A 16,596-nucleotide genomic window follows, 5' to 3' on the forward strand; every position below is an offset into this window, starting at 1 on the left:
CGCCGAACGGGCGCCGCGCCCGCCTCCGTCCCGCCCGCCGGGACGGGGGCGCGTCAGGCCCCCGGGCCCGCCATGTCCTCGACCTCGGCGAGGGCCTCCTCCAGCCAGCTCAGCCAGAAGCCCTCCAGGGCGATCCCCCCGTGCAGGACCAGCCGGCGCAGCCGGTCCGGGTCCGCGTCCCGCCCCGGCGGGAAGTCCTTCGCCTCGATGGCCTCGTACTCCGCGAGCTGGGCCCGGTGCAGCTCCAGGTGCCGCCGCAGCTCCGCGCCGAGCCCCTGCGGCCCCACCACCGCCGCCGCCCGGATCCGCAGCAGCAGCGCGTCCCGCATCGGCTTGGGGTCCTGCCGCTCGTCCACCCAGCGCGCCAGCTCCGCGCCGCCGTCGGGCAGCACCTCGTACTGCTTGCGCTGCCCCCGCACGGGCACCTCGCTGGGCAGCGCCCGGATCAGCCCGGCCTCCTCCAGCCGCCCCAGCTCCCGGTAGATCTGCTGGTGCGTCGCCGACCAGAAGTAGCCGATCGACTTGTCGAACCGCCGGGTCAGCTCCAGCCCGGAAGAGGGCCTCTCCAACAGCGCGGTGAGAATGGCATGCGGCAACGACATGCGGCCATCCTAGGTGTGGGCAATCGTCCCGCAGGGCGGGACGGGTGGGCACACCGGGACAACGCCGCCCCGCGGCTCCGACCCCGCCCCGCCCCCGGCACGGCTTCCGCTCAGGCCAGCGCGCCCAGCTCCTCCGGCGTGCGCGGCCCGGGGGCGTCCGCGTCCAGGAGACCGCGGGCCCGCAGGTACGCCCCCACCACCGGCGCCCACGCCACCCGCAGCCCGGCCGACGCCAACAGCTCCGGATCCGACAGCAGCACGGCGGCCGCCCCCACCCGCACCCCGGAGGGCGTGAGCACCGCCGCGTCGTCCGCCCACCGGACCGCCAGGTCCACGTCGTGGGTGGCCATCACCACCGTGGTGCCCGCCGCCCGCAGCCCCGCCAGGACGTCCAGCAGCCGCTCCTGCCCGTCCGGGTCGAGGCCCGCCGTCGGCTCGTCCAGGATCAGCACCCGGGGCGCCATCGCCACCGCCCCCGCGATCGCCGCCCGCTTGCGCTGCCCGTACGACAGCAGGTGCGTCGGGCGGTCGCGCAGCGCCGTGATGTCGAGTGCGGCCAGCGCGGAGTCCACCCGCTCCCGGACCTCCGCCTCCGGGAGCCCCAGGTTCATCGGGCCGAAGGAGACGTCCTGCTCCACCGAGGCGGCGAAGAGCTGGTCGTCGGGGTCCTGCACCACCAGCTGCACGGTGGTCCGCAGCCGGGTCAGCCCCCGCCGGTCGTACGCGACCTCGGTCCCCTCCAGCCTCAGCGCCCCCGATGCGGGCCGCAGGCCCCCGCTCAGCAGCCGCATCAGCGTGGTCTTGCCGCTGCCGTTGCGGCCCAGCAGCACCAGCGCCCGCCCCTCGGCGATGGCGAAGTCCACCCCCGACAGCACGGCCGGCCCGTCCTCGTACGCGTACCCCGCGCCGACCAGCTCCACCAACGGGGTCACAGCCCCAGCTCCTTCAGTACGAGGGTTCCCGCGACCAGGCCGGCCGGCAGGGCGACGGCGGCCGCCAGGAACCGCCGGGACAGCTTCGCCGGCGGGACCAGGACCCGCAGCGCGCCGTCGTAACCGCGCCCCGCGAGCCCCTCCTGGAGCCGGGCGGCGCGGTCGAAGGCCCGGACGAACGAGGTCGCCGCGAGCCCCGCCACCGAGCGCCACGCGGCCGCCCGCCCGGACTGCCCGAGCCGGGCCGCCTGGGCCCGGCGGACCTGCGCCAGGGAGTCCAGCAGCAGGAAGCCGATCCGGTACATGACCAGGGCCACGTCCACCACGGGCGCCGGCACCCCGGCCCTTACCAGCCGGGGCAGCACGTCCGAGACGGGCGTGGTGAAGGCGAACAGCAGCACCCCCAGCGAGGCGGCCGAGGTGCGCAGCAGCAGGTCCAGCGCGTGCCGGGGCCCGTCCGGGGCCGGCGCGAGGAAACCGTCCGGGCCGCCCACCGACACCAGCAGGGGCAGCGCCCCCGTGACGCAGAACCCCAGCGGGACCCGGAAGGCCCGCCACAACTGCCGCCCGGACACCCCGGCGGGCCCCAGCAGCACGGCCAGGGTGGCCGCGGCCACCAGCGGTCCGCCGGGCCACGGCGGCAGGCACACCGCGGTGAGGGTCAGCCCGAACCCCAGGACGGCCTTCTCCAGCGGATGGCGGCCGCGCCAGCGGCTGGAGTGCGCCGCCACGTCGATGGGCAGCACCGGCTACGGCTCCCGCGCGGGCTCGGCGGGTGCCTGCGCCTGCGCGAGGGCCTGCGCCGCACCCTGGCGGCGGCCCTTGCGGACCCCGAAGTAGTACGCGAGGACGCCCGCGCCCAGGGCCGCCTGGAGGGCGAACAGCGCCGACTCGATCTCGCCCGACGGGGGCTCGTACAGCGGGGAGAACCAGGGCTTGTAGTCCGGCTTCAGCTCGGTGATGGCCGACTCCGCCTGGGCGTCGGCGCCCGCGAAGGGCTCCTCCTTGCCCTCGCCGAGCCCCAGCGCGAGCGGGAGCACGGCCAGCGCCGCCACCAGGAGCAGCAGCAGGGTGTTGATCTTGGCGTTCCTGGTCATCGGGCCGTCGCCTCCTCGGTCCGCGGCGTACCGGTCAGCTTGGCGATCCCCAGCCGGACCAGGTCCGACTTGCTCGACTGCATCAGCAGCCGCATCACGAGCACCGTCAGCAGCCCCTCGCTGACGGCGAGCGGGATCTGGGTGAGCGCGAAGATGCCGGCGAACTTCTCCAGGGAGCCGAGGAAGCCGCTGGCCGGGTCGGGGAAGGCCAGCGCCAGCTGGACCGAGGTCACGCAGTAGGTGACCAGGTCGGCGAAGAAGGCCCCGAAGAACACGGTGACCATCAGCGGGGCGCCGGACCGGCGCAGCAGCCGGTAGACCGCGTACCCGGCCCAGGGCCCGGCGATGGCCATCGAGAAGACGTTGGCGCCCAGGGTGGTGAGCCCGCCGTGCGCCAGCAGCAGGGCCTGGAACAGCAGGGTGATGGTGCCGAGCACCGCCATGATGGGCGGCCGGAACAGGATGGCGCCGAGTCCGGTCCCGGTGGGGTGCGAGCAACTGCCCGTGACCGAGGGGATCTTCAGGGCGGACAGGACGAAAGTGAACGCTCCGGACGCCCCCAGGAGCAGCGTGCTCTCCGGGTGGGACTTCACCTCGCGGGTCAGGGCGCGGACCCCGTGGACGACGAACGGGGCGGACGCGGCGCCCCAGGCGGCCGCGTGCAGCGGGGGCAGGAACCCCTCGGCTATGTGCATGAGTCGGGAGACCTCTCCAGCACCTCGTGGATGGACGTAAGCGCCCCGGCCGGTCTCCTGGCTGACGGGTACTGCCGCCCCGGCTCCGCCTTCCCGGGTCCGTACGGTCTCCCGTGCGGTCCCAGTGGCTCCCGCGAGGGGTGGAGCTGGACTTCCCGATCACAGTGGCGAGGGCCGCACCGGTTTCACACCGGTTTCCCGAACACCAAGGCCCGCTGACCCTAGTCGCCCGCACGGACCGGTATCAACCCGGACCGATCCGGCCGATCGGACGGCCGAATTCCGTTTGCCCCCCGGACGGGCCCCGAGCGCTGGCGGGGGCGGCGGCCGGCCCGCAGGGTGGGGGTGTGGCCGACTACGACTACTCCGACCTGTCCGCAGTCTTCGTCAACTGCACCCTCAAACGCTCTCCCGAGACCAGCAACACCGAGGGGCTGATCTCCAAGAGCCGCGCCGTCATGGAGTCGGCCGGGGCCCGCACCGAGCTGATCCGCGCCGTCGACCACGACATCGCGACCGGCGTCTGGCCGGACATGACCGACCACGGCTGGGAGAGCGACCAGTGGCCGGTGCTCTACAGCCGGATCATGGACGCCGACATCCTCGTCCTGTGCGGCCCGATCTGGCTCGGCGACAACAGCTCCGTCATGAAGAAGGTCGTCGAGCGGCTGTACTCCTGCTCCTCGCTGCTGAACGACGCGGGCCAGTACGCCTACTACGGGCGCGTCGGCGGGGCGCTGATCACCGGGAACGAGGACGGCGTCAAACACTGCGCCATGAACCTCCTCTACAGCCTCCAGCACCTGGGCTACGCGATCCCGCCGCAGGCCGACGCGGGCTGGATCGGGGAGGCCGGGCCCGGGCCCTCGTACCTGGACCCGGGCTCCGGCGGCCCCGAGAACGACTTCACCAACCGCAATACGGCGTTCATGTCCTGGAACCTGATGCACCTCGCGGCGCTCCTCAAGCGCGCCGGCGGCTTCCCCGCCCACGGCAACCAGCGGTCCCTGTGGGACGCCGGCTGCCGTTTCGACTTCCCGAACCCGGAACACCGCTGAGGGCGGCCCGGTGTCAGCAGGTGTTCGGGTGGGCGACGTCCACCACGAGCCGCTCGGGCGCGTGCAGGACGGAGGTGCTGTAGACGGGCTGGGTGTCGAAGGCGGCTCCGAAGGTCACGTACCCCTCGTAGTCGCCGGTCAGGGCGAGGCCCTTGAGCTTGCTGAGGCCGATCTGCTGGAGCCGGGGCCCCCGGTAGACGTTGTTGCCCGCGTCGTCGTGGCCGGCGGCGGGGTGCAGGCGGATCTCCAGGAAGTACTTCCCCGGCAGCGGGACGGGCTTGCCCGACCCGTCGTAGACCAGCTGGGAGACGGGAGTGACGGTGAAGGGCGGAACGGAGCCCTGGAGGTCGACGACGATCCGGTCGTACGTGCAGTGACCGCCCCAGCGGGCGTTGACGACGAGCGGGGTCGTGGAGCGGACGGCGGCCGGTGCGGCTGCCGAGGCCGGTGCGGCGAGCGCGAGCCCTGCGGTCAGCAGGGCGCCCGTGGCCAGGGCCACGATCCGGCGGCGGTGCGGGTGGTGACGCATGGCGTCCCCCCGATCCTCTGAGACGGGAACCGACTGTCACCCGGTAGGACACCCGAGGGGCCCCCGCGGTTGCGCGGGGGGCCCGGCCCGGCCTCAGAAGGTCAGCAGGGCGCTCAGCTCGGCGTCCAGGTCGTAGTGCCGGTCCTCCTGCCCGCGCGGGACCAGCTCGGTCATCCGCCGGCACAGCTCGCGCACGTCCTTGGCCCGCGCGGAGACCACGCAGCCGCGCTCGCCGTTGCTGAGGGCCAGCAGGACGCGCGGCTCGGTGCCCGTCCAGCGCGGCCACACCTGTATGTCGCCCTCTCCGGTGGGGCAGGTCTGCCCGTCGATCAGCAGCTCCCGCGAGAAGACCCAGCGGGCGATCCGCGTCCCGCCGCCCCGGAACTCCACGGCGACCTCGTAGGGCCGGTCCGTGCGGTAGACGAAGGCGCCCTCCAGGGGGACCGGCAGCGGCGCGGCCTCCAGCCGCAGCGGCAGGACACGGTGTTCGGTGATGGCCATGGCGGCCGCCTCTCTTCGCGGGCTAGCAGCGCCCCCCGCAGCACGCTAGTGCACCGGCCGCCCGCCGCCGGGGGCCGAAGGTCCCGACCCGGGCGGGCCGTGGGACCCCTCTTCGCCCACGCGCGGAGGGGCCCGGCGCACCCGCGCCGGGCCCCTCGTCACGCTGCGCCGATCAGGTCAGCACTCGATGACGTTGACCGCGAGACCGCCGCGCGCGGTCTCCTTGTACTTGACCTTCATGTCGGCCCCGGTCTCCTTCATGGTCTTGATGACCTTGTCCAGGGAGACCTTGTGGCTGCCGTCGCCGCGCATCGCCATCCGCGCCGCCGTGACGGCCTTGACGGCCGCCATGCCGTTGCGCTCGATGCACGGGATCTGCACCAGGCCGCCGACGGGGTCGCAGGTCAGGCCCAGGTTGTGCTCCATGCCGATCTCGGCCGCGTTCTCCACCTGCTCCGGGGAGCCGCCCAGCACCTCGGCCAGGGCGCCCGCCGCCATCGAGCAGGCGGAGCCGACCTCGCCCTGGCAGCCGACCTCGGCGCCCGAGATGGAGGCGTTCTCCTTGAAGAGCATGCCGATGGCGCCGGCGGCCAGCAGGAAGCGCACCACGCCGTCCTCGTCCGCGCCGGGCACGAAGTTCACGTAGTAGTGCAGGACGGCCGGCAGGACGCCCGCGGCACCGTTGGTGGGCGCGGTGACGACGCGGCCGCCGGCCGCGTTCTCCTCGTTCACGGCCATCGCGTAGATCGTCGTCCACTCGCTGCGGTGCAGCAGCGGGTCGCCCTCGGTGCGCAGCTGGCGCGCCGTGGAGGCGGCCCGGCGCTTGACGCGCAGCCCGCCCGGGAGGATGCCCTCGCGGGACATGCCGCGCGAGACGCAGGACTGCATGACGCGCCAGATCTCCAGGAGGCCCTCGCGGATCTCCTCCTCCGTGCGCCAGGCCTTCTCGTTCTCCATCATCAGGGAGGAGATCGACAGGCCGGTCTCGTTCGCGAGGCGGAGCATCTCGTCGCCGGAGCGGAAGGGGTACTTCAGGACGGTGTCGTCCAGCTTGATCCGGTCCTGGCCGACCGCGTCCTCGTCCACGACGAAGCCGCCGCCGACCGAGTAGTAGGTCTTCTCCAGCAGCGGGGCGCCCGAGGCGTCGTACGCGAAGAGGGTCATGCCGTTCGCGTGGTAGGGCAGCGAGCGGCGGCGGTGCAGGATCAGCTGGTTCGGCTCGTCGAAGTCGATCTCGTGGACGTCCCCTATCTCCGTGCCCAGCAGCCGCAGCTTCCCGGTCTTGCGGATGCGCTCGACCTCGTCGTCCGCGGTCTCCACGTCGACGGTGCGCGGGGAGTGGCCCTCCAGGCCCAGCAGGACCGCCTTGGGCGTGCCGTGGCCGTGGCCGGTGGCGCCGAGGGAGCCGAAGAGCTCCGCCCGGACGGAGGCGGTCTGGGCGAGGACGCCGTCCTTCTTCAGGCGGGACACGAACATGCGCGCCGCGCGCATCGGGCCGACCGTGTGGGAGGAGGAGGGGCCGATACCGATGGAGAAGAGGTCGAAGACGGAGATGGCCACTGGCGGACTCCCTTGTCGGCTCGTGGGGTGGAGAGAGGGCAGGGGTGTGGTGGAGCGGGGTGGTGCGCGGGGGATCTGCGGATTTTGTCCGGCAGACGAGCGTAACGCGTGGAGATGAACGTTTCTGCTCGCGGAAGGGTCCGGTGGACGTGAGTCAGCTCGCGTTCCGGTGCCCGGCGGGGGAGGGGGCCGGGGGAGAAGACAGAAAGGGGCCCGGCCCTGTGCGGAACAAGGCCGGGCCCCTCCTGGCCCGTGACTACAGCGACGGGTAGAGCGGGAACTTCGCGGCGAGCGCGGAGACGCGCGCCTTGAGGTCGTCCGCGTCGAACGCCGGCTTCAGGGCCTGCGCGATGATCTCGGCGACCTCGCGGAAGTCCTCGGCGCCGAAGCCGCGGGTGGCGAGCGCCGGCGTACCGATGCGCAGACCCGAGGTGACCATCGGCGGGCGGGGGTCGTTCGGGATCGCGTTCCGGTTGACCGTGATGCCGATCTCGTGGAGCCGGTCCTCGGCCTGCTGGCCGTCCAGCTCGGAGTTGCGCAGGTCGACCAGGACCAGGTGCACGTCGGTGCCGCCGGAGAGGACGGAGACGCCCACCTCGGTGACGTCCGGCTGGACCAGGCGCTCGGCGATGATCTTCGCGCCCTCCAGGGTGCGCTCCTGGCGCTCCTTGAACTCGGGCGAGGCCGCGACCTTGAAGGAGACCGCCTTGGCCGCGATCACGTGCTCCAGCGGACCGCCCTGCTGGCCCGGGAAGACCGCGGAGTTGATCTTCTTGGCCAGCTCCTGCGTCGACAGGATGACACCGCCGCGCGGACCGCCGAGGGTCTTGTGCGTGGTGGTGGTGACCACGTGGGCGTGCGGCACCGGGTTCGGGTGCAGGCCCGCGGCGACCAGGCCCGCGAAGTGGGCCATGTCGACCATCAGGTACGCGCCGACCTCGTCCGCGATCCGGCGGAAGGCGGCGAAGTCCAGCTGGCGCGGGTAGGCGGACCAGCCGGCGACGATCAGCTGCGGCTTGGACTCCTTGGCGAGGCGCTCGACCTCGGCCATGTCGACCTGGCCGGACTCGTCGACGTGGTACGGGACCACGTTGTAGAGCTTGCCGGAGAAGTTGATCTTCATGCCGTGGGTCAGGTGACCGCCGTGGGCCAGGTTCAGGCCCATGATCGTGTCGCCCGGCTTCAGCAGCGCGAACATCGCGGCGGCGTTGGCCTGCGCACCGGAGTGCGGCTGGACGTTCGCGGCCTCGGCGCCGAAGAGCGCCTTGATGCGGTCGATCGCGATCTGCTCGACCACGTCGACGTGCTCGCAGCCGCCGTAGTAGCGGCGGCCCGGGTAGCCCTCGGCGTACTTGTTGGTCAGGACCGAGCCCTGGGCCTCCATGACGGCGACCGGAGCGAAGTTCTCCGACGCGATCATTTCCAGGGTCGACTGCTGGCGTACGAGCTCGGCGTCGACGGCGGCGGCGACGTCGGGGTCGAGCTCGTGGAGGGGGGTGTTCAGAACGGACATCAGGATCCCCTGGGGTGTCAGTTACCGGCGGTGAGGGCGGTGTACTCGTCGAAGGAGAGCGCGTCCTTGGGCTCCTCCGAGAGCTTCACCTTGAACAGCCAGCCACCCTCGAACGGGGCGGAGTTCACCAGCGCCGGGTCGTCCACGACGTCCTGGTTGAACTCGACGATCTCACCGGAGACGGGGGAGTACAGGTCGCTGACCGACTTGGTCGACTCCAGCTCGCCACAGGTCTCGCCCTCGGTGACGGTGTCGCCGACCTCGGGGAGCTGGGCGTAGACGACGTCACCGAGTGCGTCGGCGGCGAAGGCCGTGATGCCGACCGTCGAGACGCCGTCGACGGCGTCCGACAGCCACTCGTGCTCCTTGGTGTAACGCAGCTGCTGGGGGTTGCTCATGACCTGATTCTCCTGGATGCGGTGCGGTGGATACGAACGGTGGTCTTGCGTGCCGACGGCGGGGCCGGCGGCGCCGGGTCCCGGGGACCCGAGGGTCACTTCTGCCGCTTGTAGAACGGCAGGGCCACGACCTCGTACGGCTCATGCGTACCGCGAATGTCCACGCCGACGCCGGAGGCGCCGGGCGCGGCGTGCTCCGCGTCGACGTACGCCATGGCGATCGGCTTGCCCAGCGTCGGGGACGGGGCGCCGGAGGTGACCTCGCCGATCACCTTGCCGTCGGCGACCACGGAGAAACCGGCGCGCGGGACGCGGCGGCCCTCGGCGATCAGGCCGACCAGCTTGCGCGGGGCCTGCGTGGCGGCGCGCTCGGCGGCGGCCTCCAGGGCGGCGCGGCCGACGAAGTCACCCTCCTTCTCGAACTTCACGACCCGGCCCAGCCCGGCGTCGAAGGGGGTGAGGGAGGTGGTGAGCTCGTGCCCGTACAGCGGCATGCCCGCCTCCAGGCGCAGGGTGTCGCGGCAGGACAGGCCGGCCGGGACCAGGCCGACGCCCTCGCCCGCCTTGGTCAGCGCCTGCCACAGCTCCACGGCGTGCTCGGGGGAGACGAACAGCTCGAAGCCGTCCTCGCCCGTGTAGCCGGTGCGGGCGATCAGCGCGGGCACGCCCGCGACGGTGCCCGGCAGGCCGGCGTAGTACTTCAGGCCGTCCAGGTCGGCGTCGGTCAGCGACGCGAGGATGCCGGGGGACTCGGGGCCCTGGACGGCGATCAGCGCGTACGCGTCACGGTCGTCGCGGACCTCGGTGTCGAAGCCGGCGGCGCGCTCGGTCAGCGCGTCCAGCACCACCTGGGCGTTGGAGGCGTTGGCGACGACCATGTACTCGGTCTCGCCGAGGCGGTAGACGATCAGGTCGTCCAGGATCCCGCCGTCCTCCTGACAGATGTGCGTGTAGCGGGCGCGGCCGACGCCGACGGTGGAGATGTTGCCGACGAGGGCGTAGTCCAGCGCCTTCACGGCCTCCGGGCCGGTGAGGGTGATCTCGCCCATGTGGGAGAGGTCGAAGAGGCCGGCCGTGGTGCGCACGGCGTTGTGCTCGTCGCGCTCGCTGGCGTAGCGCAGCGGCATGTCCCAGCCCGCGAAGTCGGTCATGGTCGCACCGAGCGACCGGTGCAGCGCGTCGAGCGCGGTCAGGCGGGGGGCAGTGCTCATGGGTGTGGCTCCCGGGTCCCAGGGCATGACATGACGAGGACGATCCTCCCCATCTGTCATCGGAACCTGAGAGGTTCGCCGGGAGTTCCCGCGCGGGGAACGCCGACTTGCACCTTGGGTGGAGCTGCGGACAGCTCGCTTTTCAGATCTGCCTCATCCACGCGGTACGGGGCCTGAGAGATTCAAGGGAGGAACTTGCTCCTTCGGCGCCCGGGCACGGCCTCGCGGCCAGCCGGGACTCTCCCGCGCGGATTCAAGCGGCCGGTATGCAGTTGGTGTCCAGATGGCGCACATCATTGCACGGGTCGGGCGGAAGCGGGCAGTGGGGCCCGGAAGAACGTGCGGAACGCCTGCGGCCCCCGGGCCCCCGTGGTTCCGGGTGGCGGACGGGCCGCCCGGAACCGGGCCGCCCGGATTACCGTCTCTTTACATTCAGCGGGCATGGGGCCCTCGCGGCCCGACTCGGGGGGAGACGATCACGTTGCGGAGATTCGGAGTGGTGACCAGTACGGGGACGGTGGACGAGGTCCGGGGGCGGCCCCTCGCGTCCCGGACCGCCCCCGCCGCCGGCACGGTCCGCGACCTGCGCGGACGGGTGGCGCGCGGCCCCCGGCGGCTGAGCTTCCGCGCGGGGGACATCGTGGTGGTGTCCGGTCTGCCGGGCGGCGGCAAGACCACCCTGATCAAGCGGGCCGCGCCGGGCGGGGGCATCGACTCCCAGGACGTCCGCGAGCGCTGGGAGGGCCGGATGCCGCGAGCCCTGCCGTACGGGGCGTACCGCCCGCTGGTCCGGGTGTCCCATTACTGGACCCTCTGGCGCGAGCTGCGCTCCGGCGCCTCTCTGGTCGTCCACGACTGCGGCACCCAGACCTGGGTCCGGGCCCTCCTGGCGGCCTCCGCCCGGCGCCGGGGGCGCCGTCTCCACCTGCTCCTGCTGGACGCCACCCCGCAGGAGGCCCTCGCCGGCCAGACCGCCCGCGGCCGAGGTGTCTCGCCCTACGCCTTCGCCCGCCACCGCACGGCGGTGACCCGCCTGCTCGCGGCGGCCGAGTCGGGCCGCTCCCCGCGCGGCTGCGCCTCGACCACCCTCCTGGACCGCCCGTCCGCCGCGAACCTGGCGGAGATCACCTTCACGCCCTGACGTCTACGGCCCGGGTACGCCGCTGCGCGGGGCGGAGGTCCCCCACCCGCCCTTCGCCCGTCCCCCGGGGCTATCTGTAGCCCCGCCAGGGGGCACCTCCCAGCGGTAGCTGGGGGAGATTGAGGCGCGGGGGTCCGGGGGCGGAGCCCCCGGGGAGACGGCTCCGGGCAGCGGCAGCGGCATCGGCACCGGATAGCCTCGGGGCGGTATTCGCCACGGAAACCCAAACGGAGAGCAGGGGCACATGCACGGCAACGGCTGGCCGGCGAACGAGTTGGAGCAGGTGCTCGGAACGGCCCTGGGACAGCCGGACGCCGGCCCCCGCATCCTGGAGGCCCTCGGCCGCGGCCAGGTCTGGATCCCGCTCCCCCAGGGCGGCGGCCCCGACAGCACCTCCCTCGACCTCCCCACCATGCTGATCGCCGGCCAGGCGTACGTCCCCGTCTACAGCTCCGAGGCCCAGTTCCGCTTCGCCGCCGGCCCCGCCATGGACTTCGCGATCGCCCCCGCCGTGGAGTTCGCCCGCGGCCTGCCCCCGCAGCTCGGCATCGCCGTGAACCCCGAGGGCGCCGTCGGCGTCCCCCTGCCGCCCGCCGCCGTCGCCGAGCTCTGCCGCGCCGGCCGCACCGAGCTCGACGGCCCGGCCAGCGGCGCCCGCGTCCGGCTCTTCGAGCCCGACTGGCAGGACGACCCCGTCGACTTCCTCACCGCCGCCGCCGAGGAGTTCCGCGCCACCGGCGTCGTCTCCGCCGCGCACCGCTGCCTGGCCAGCGTCGAGGGCAAGGGTCCCGAGCTCTACATCGGCGTCCAGCTGGTGGGATGGGACGCCGGATCCCGGGCCGCCCCGCTGGAGGCGCTCGGCCGCGCCCTGGCCCGCGTACCCGCGCCCTGGCCGGTGCAGTTGATCCTGCTGGAGGCCGCCGAGGACCCGGTCACGGACTGGATTCGTGAGCGCGTGCGCCCCTTCTACCTCGCGTAGCGACGCTTAAGCTGTTCGGGACGTGGAGACGACGGGCGGACGAAGACGAAGAGGGGTACCCGGGTGAGTGCGTCAGGCACGGCCGCGGCCGGGCAGGTCGAGCACATGCTGCGCCAGGTGACTCCCGGGCGCTATGAGAACTACGAGTCATTCCTGCACGCCCTCGCCGAGGGCAGGCTGTGGATGCTGCTCTGGCAGGGGCAGCCCGGCTCCCCGGACGCCCAGTACGGCGGCATGGAGGTCGACGGCCTCGGCTACGCGCCCTGCGTGACCTCCCCGCAGGAGCTGGCCGCCAGCGGCTGGAACCGCGGCTACGAGGTGGTGACCGGCCGGGACATCGCCCGCGCCCTCTACCCCGACCGCTGGGGCCTGTGGGTCAACCCGCACGCCCAGGGCGGCGGCCTCGGCATCCCCTGGGCGGACCTGCGCCGGGTCGCGACCGGCCTGGACCGGATGCCGGCGGGACCGCTGCGCCTCTCCGAGCCCGCCCTGGAGCTCCCGCAGTTCTACGGCCTGCTGACCCAGCACGCCCACCGCACGCCCGCCGTCCGCTCGCTGCGCCGCGCCTGGGTGCAGCCGGCGCTGGGGTCGGCGTACCTCGCGGTGGGGCTCGACCTCTACGACGCCTCCGCGCCCGCGCTGGAATCCGTCCGGGAGATGATGCGCCAGTCGGTCGGCGCGGTGCCGGACGGGGTTCCGGTGTGCACGGTCGCGCTGGCGGACGAGCACGACCCGGTGGCCATGTGGCTGCGCGCGCAGACCCGGCCCTTCTACGACCGCGAGGGGCAGGCGGCCGCCTACTGAGCCGCCGTCCGCCGCCGGACGGGGACCTCCGGGCCGAACGCCGACCTCGTTACAGGGACATTTCAGGGTATGCCCGCACCGTGAGACGGGCCGTCCAAGGCGACCTCGGGCCGTCGGGAACCACCGTTCCCGGCGGCCTTCCGCTTGTCCGGATTCAGCCCGTCCTGGGCGACCAATTGGCGTACTCCTCCACCGAGTTGTGCGCCATGTCCGTTTGCGTACCGAACGGACGGTCTTGCTCCGCTGAGCCGAGAGCGGAGTCCGGATAACGGGAACTCAAGCCTCAGATCACGGTTGCGCATCCTTTCATCTGCGGGTCTGGCGGCTGGTCGAGCGCCCGATGAAGACTCCCCACCCAAGAGCCGGTCAGTCCTCCGGGAACCGGTTCGGTACGCGCACTCCGCTTGTCGCTCCGCACAGCACTGCCCGCAGTTCCGCATGGCCGCAGTCCTCGCATTCCCCGCGCGTCACCCGGCACTTCCCGTACCTCCCGCAGTTCTCGCAGTACTCACGCACCTCCCGGCGCATTCCGTCCGCGTTCCACCGTGTCCAGAGCACTCCGAGCGCCACTCCGCACCAACGCCGCCACAGCGGCGGGCATGGGCCGACCACCCGTCGGCCGAGAGGGGTCCCCACCACGATGACGGCACCACTGCACGACACGAACGCGGAAACGCCCGCGCCCGTGTCCGTAGCCGACGTCCCTGCCAAGGCCATCGAAGGCCGCTCGCCCGGACGCATCGCCTGGATGCGGCTCAAGCGCGACAAGGTCGCGCTGACCGGCGGCGTGGTCGTGATCTTCCTGATCCTGGTGGCGATCTTCGCGCCGCTGATCGTGAACCTGCTGGGCCACGACCCCAACGAGTTCCACGAGGACCTGATCGACCCCGACCTGGGCACGCCGCTGGGCTCCTGGGGCGGCATGAGCCCCGACCACCTGCTGGGCGTCGAGCCGACCAACGGCCGCGACGTCTTCAGCCGGATCGTCTACGGCGCCCGGATCTCCCTGATCGTCGCCTTCCTGGCGGCCTTCGTCTCGGTGGTCCTCGGCAGCTTCCTGGGCGCCCTCGCCGGCTTCCTCGGCGGCTGGGTCGACGGGGTCATCAGCCGCCTCATGGACCTGCTGCTGGCCTTCCCGCAGCTGCTGTTCACCATCGCCCTGGTCTCCGTCGTCCCCAACTCCGTCTGGGGCTTCGAGGGTTCGGGTGTGCGGATGGGCGTGCTCATCCTCGTCATCGGCTTCTTCGGCTGGCCCTACATCGGACGCATCGTCCGCGGCCAGACGATCTCCCTGCGGGAGCGCGAGTACGTCGAGGCGGCGCGCAGCCTCGGCGCCGGCCGCGGCTACATCCTCGTCAAGGAGCTGATGCCGAACCTGGTCGCGCCGATCCTCGTCTACACCACGCTGATCATCCCGACCAACATCCTGACGGAAGCGGCCCTCAGCTTCCTGGGCGCCGGCGTCAAGCCCCCCACCTCGTCCTGGGGAAAGATGCTCTCCGACGCCGTCCCCATCTACCAGGACGACCCCATGTACATGGTGGTCCCCGGTATGACGATCTTCATCACCGTCCTGGCGTTCAACCTCTTCGGGGACGGGCTGCGCGACGCGCTCGACCCCAAGGGCAGCTGAACCGCTTCTTCGATTCACCACCTATGGAGGTTGGACAACCGTGATCCGCAGAAAGCAGGCCCTCGCGATCGCCGCCGTGATCGCCGCCCTGTCGATGACCGCCGCGTGCGGTGGCGGCGGGGACAAGAAGGACGACAAGGCGGACTCCGCCGACAGCGGCAAGGGCTACAGCGGCGCCGCCGACGGCGTGATCAACGCCTCCGACGCCAAGGGCGGCGAGCTCAAGCTCTGGTCCCCGCAGGACGTCGACTACCTCGACCCGGCCCGCGCCTACTACGGCTTCGTCTGGGACATGCAGCGCCTGTACGTCCGCAGCCTGCTCGCCTACGACGCGAAGCCCGGCAAGGACGGCACCAAGGCGGTCCCGGACCTCGCCGAGGCCCTCCCGGTCGTGACCAACGACGGCAAGACCTACACCCTGAAGCTCAAGGACGGGGTGAAGTTCGAGGACGGCACGCCGATCACCTCGAAGGACGTCAAGTACGGCATCGAGCGCGTCTTCGCGCAGGACGTGCTGTCCGGCGGCCCGACCTACCTGATCGACGTCCTCGACCAGGGCCAGAAGTACCCCGGCCCGTACAAGGACACCGACCCGGACAAGATGGGCCTGAAGTCCGTCCAGACGCCGGACGACAAGACCATCGTCTTCAACCTGGCGAGCGCCAACGCCGACTTCAGCTACCTGCTGGCGATGCCGACCTCCTCGCCGGTCCCGGTGGGCAAGGACACGGGCGCCACCTACACCAACAAGCCGGTCTCCACCGGTCCTTACAAGGTGGAGAGCTTCACCGCCGGCAAGGGCGCGACCTTCGTCCGCAACGAGAACTGGGACCCGAAGACGGACCCGATCCGCAAGGGTCTGCCGGACAAGGTCTCCTTCACGGTGACCACCAACCCGGACGACATGGACCAGCGCCTGCTCTCCGGCGACATCGACCTCGCCATCGACGGCACCGGTGTCCAGCAGGCCGCCAAGAACAAGATCCTCAAGGACGCGAACCTCAAGAAGAACGCGGACAACCCGTTCACGGGCTACATCCGCTACTTCGCCTTCCCGACCACGGTCGCGCCGTTCGACAACATCGACTGCCGCAAGGCCGTCATCTACGCGGCCGACCCGAAGTCCCTGCAGACCGCCCGCGGCGGCCCGACCAGCGGTGACCTCGGCGCGAACATGCTGCCGCCCGGCGTCCCCGGCTCGGACAAGGCCTACGACCCGTTCGGTCTGACGAAGGGCAAGCCGCAGGAGGCCAAGGCCAAGGAGGCCCTCAAGGCCTGTGGCAAGCCGGACGGCTTCGAGACCACCATCGCCGTGCGCAACAACAAGGCGCCCGAGGTGAAGACGGCCGAGTCCCTCCAGGCCTCGCTCGCCAAGGTCGGCATCAAGGCGACGATCGACCAGTACGACGGCAAGCTCAACTCCTCCGTGATCGGTTCGCCCGAGAACGTGAAGAAGAAGAACTACGGCATCATCGTGATGGGCTGGGGCGCCGACTACAACTCCGGCTCGGGCTTCCTCCAGCCGCTGGTCGACGGATCGTTCATCCTGCCGAACGGCAACAACAACTACACGATGATCAACGACCCGGAGATCAACGGCCTGTTCAAGACGGCCGCCACCAAGACTCCGGAAGAGGCCGCGCCCTTCTACACCCAGATCAACCAGAAGGTCATGGAGAAGGCGCTCTACCTCCCGATCAACTTCGACAAGGCGCTCGTGTACCACAACCCGCGCCTGACGAACGTCTACTTCAACGAGTCCTTCGGCAAGATCGACCTCGCCACCGTGGGCATCAAGCAGTAACACCGGCCGGCCCCCGGCCCGAGTCGTCACGTACCACGTAACACCACAGGCAAGTGCCTTCACCGCACATGCGCTAGTCCGAAGGGCAGGTGAAGGCCGCAGGCGGTGGCCGCCGACCCCCACGAGGGGCGGCGGCCAC

Annotated in this window: 17 protein-coding genes and 2 riboswitches; of the genes, 6 read left to right on the plus strand and 11 right to left on the minus strand. The window is 71.8% G+C overall.

Features of this window, described 5'->3' with window-relative positions:
- Positions 1–53: 53 nt before the first annotated feature.
- From AB0O29_RS06105 to AB0O29_RS06125, 5 genes are all read right to left on the minus strand, one after another.
- Complete coding sequence (locus AB0O29_RS06105; protein WP_365146805.1) at positions 54–602, minus strand: PadR family transcriptional regulator; 549 nt, start codon at positions 600–602, stop codon at positions 54–56.
- A 110-nt stretch (positions 603–712) separates the two neighbouring features.
- A complete protein-coding gene (locus tag AB0O29_RS06110) occupies positions 713–1,534 on the minus strand; it encodes an ATP-binding cassette domain-containing protein (RefSeq protein WP_365146808.1) in 822 nt (273 codons plus the stop codon).
- On the minus strand, positions 1,531–2,280 hold the full coding sequence (gene cbiQ / locus AB0O29_RS06115; protein WP_365146811.1) for a cobalt ECF transporter T component CbiQ: 750 nt from the start codon (positions 2,278–2,280) through the stop codon (positions 1,531–1,533). The genes AB0O29_RS06110 and cbiQ overlap by 4 nt, the downstream gene beginning before the upstream one ends.
- 3 nt (positions 2,281–2,283) lie before the next feature.
- Complete coding sequence (locus AB0O29_RS06120) at positions 2,284–2,631, minus strand: energy-coupling factor ABC transporter substrate-binding protein (protein ID WP_365146814.1); 348 nt, start codon at positions 2,629–2,631, stop codon at positions 2,284–2,286.
- Complete coding sequence (locus AB0O29_RS06125) at positions 2,628–3,326, minus strand: energy-coupling factor ABC transporter permease (protein WP_365146817.1); 699 nt, start codon at positions 3,324–3,326, stop codon at positions 2,628–2,630. The genes AB0O29_RS06120 and AB0O29_RS06125 overlap by 4 nt, the downstream gene beginning before the upstream one ends.
- Positions 3,327–3,355: 29 nt before the next feature.
- A riboswitch (cobalamin riboswitch) is annotated at positions 3,356–3,551 on the minus strand.
- Between the two features lie 122 nt (positions 3,552–3,673).
- Between AB0O29_RS06125 and AB0O29_RS06130 the strand changes: the two genes are divergently transcribed.
- On the plus strand, positions 3,674–4,384 hold the full coding sequence (locus tag AB0O29_RS06130) for a flavodoxin family protein (RefSeq protein WP_365146820.1): 711 nt from the start codon (positions 3,674–3,676) through the stop codon (positions 4,382–4,384).
- A 13-nt stretch (positions 4,385–4,397) separates the two neighbouring features.
- Here the strand turns inward: AB0O29_RS06130 and AB0O29_RS06135 are convergent, their stop codons facing one another.
- The 6 genes from AB0O29_RS06135 to gcvT all read right to left on the minus strand — a co-directional run bounded on the left by AB0O29_RS06135 (position 4,398) and on the right by gcvT (position 10,096).
- Positions 4,398–4,913, minus strand: coding sequence for a hypothetical protein (locus tag AB0O29_RS06135; protein WP_365146823.1), 516 nt, complete (start codon positions 4,911–4,913; stop codon positions 4,398–4,400).
- A 93-nt stretch (positions 4,914–5,006) separates the two neighbouring features.
- Complete coding sequence (locus tag AB0O29_RS06140; protein WP_365146826.1) at positions 5,007–5,414, minus strand: SsgA family sporulation/cell division regulator; 408 nt, start codon at positions 5,412–5,414, stop codon at positions 5,007–5,009.
- Positions 5,415–5,591: 177 nt separating this feature from the next.
- Positions 5,592–6,974, minus strand: a complete 1,383-nt coding sequence (locus AB0O29_RS06145) for an L-serine ammonia-lyase (protein WP_365146829.1) — start codon at positions 6,972–6,974, stop codon at positions 5,592–5,594.
- A gap of 256 nt (positions 6,975–7,230) precedes the next feature.
- A complete protein-coding gene (gene glyA / locus AB0O29_RS06150) occupies positions 7,231–8,487 on the minus strand; it encodes a serine hydroxymethyltransferase (protein ID WP_042811644.1) in 1,257 nt (418 codons plus the stop codon).
- Positions 8,488–8,504: 17 nt separating this feature from the next.
- Positions 8,505–8,885: a glycine cleavage system protein GcvH gene (gcvH, locus tag AB0O29_RS06155; RefSeq protein ID WP_365146833.1), complete on the minus strand. Its 381-nt coding sequence runs from the start codon at positions 8,883–8,885 to the stop codon at positions 8,505–8,507.
- Between the two features lie 95 nt (positions 8,886–8,980).
- Positions 8,981–10,096, minus strand: a complete 1,116-nt coding sequence (gcvT, locus tag AB0O29_RS06160; protein WP_365146836.1) for a glycine cleavage system aminomethyltransferase GcvT — start codon at positions 10,094–10,096, stop codon at positions 8,981–8,983.
- Positions 10,097–10,248: 152 nt separating this feature from the next.
- Positions 10,249–10,352: riboswitch (glycine riboswitch) on the minus strand.
- 261 nt (positions 10,353–10,613) lie between these two features.
- On the opposite strand from gcvT, the gene AB0O29_RS06165 reads away from it, so the two are divergent.
- The 5 genes from AB0O29_RS06165 (at position 10,614) to AB0O29_RS06185 (ending at position 16,457) form a co-directional block, all read left to right on the plus strand.
- The gene (locus AB0O29_RS06165) at positions 10,614–11,237 is read left to right on the plus strand and encodes an AAA family ATPase (RefSeq protein WP_365146958.1); all 624 of its coding nucleotides are present in this window, start codon (positions 10,614–10,616) and stop codon (positions 11,235–11,237) included.
- 244 nt (positions 11,238–11,481) lie between these two features.
- Complete coding sequence (locus tag AB0O29_RS06170) at positions 11,482–12,216, plus strand: enhanced serine sensitivity protein SseB (RefSeq protein ID WP_365146839.1); 735 nt, start codon at positions 11,482–11,484, stop codon at positions 12,214–12,216.
- Positions 12,217–12,279: 63 nt separating this feature from the next.
- Positions 12,280–13,020 carry an enhanced serine sensitivity protein SseB C-terminal domain-containing protein gene (locus tag AB0O29_RS06175; RefSeq protein WP_365146842.1) on the plus strand — a complete coding sequence of 247 codons (741 nt, stop codon included), beginning with the start codon at positions 12,280–12,282 and terminating at the stop codon, positions 13,018–13,020.
- A gap of 640 nt (positions 13,021–13,660) precedes the next feature.
- Positions 13,661–14,653 carry an ABC transporter permease gene (locus tag AB0O29_RS06180; RefSeq protein ID WP_365146845.1) on the plus strand — a complete coding sequence of 331 codons (993 nt, stop codon included), beginning with the start codon at positions 13,661–13,663 and terminating at the stop codon, positions 14,651–14,653.
- A 94-nt stretch (positions 14,654–14,747) separates the two neighbouring features.
- Positions 14,748–16,457, plus strand: a complete 1,710-nt coding sequence (locus AB0O29_RS06185) for an ABC transporter substrate-binding protein (RefSeq protein ID WP_365146961.1) — start codon at positions 14,748–14,750, stop codon at positions 16,455–16,457.
- Positions 16,458–16,596: the final 139 nt, after the last annotated feature.

Source organism: Streptomyces sp. NPDC089915, from assembly GCF_040684675.1.
Classification (GTDB): Bacteria; Actinomycetota; Actinomycetes; order Streptomycetales; family Streptomycetaceae; genus Streptomyces.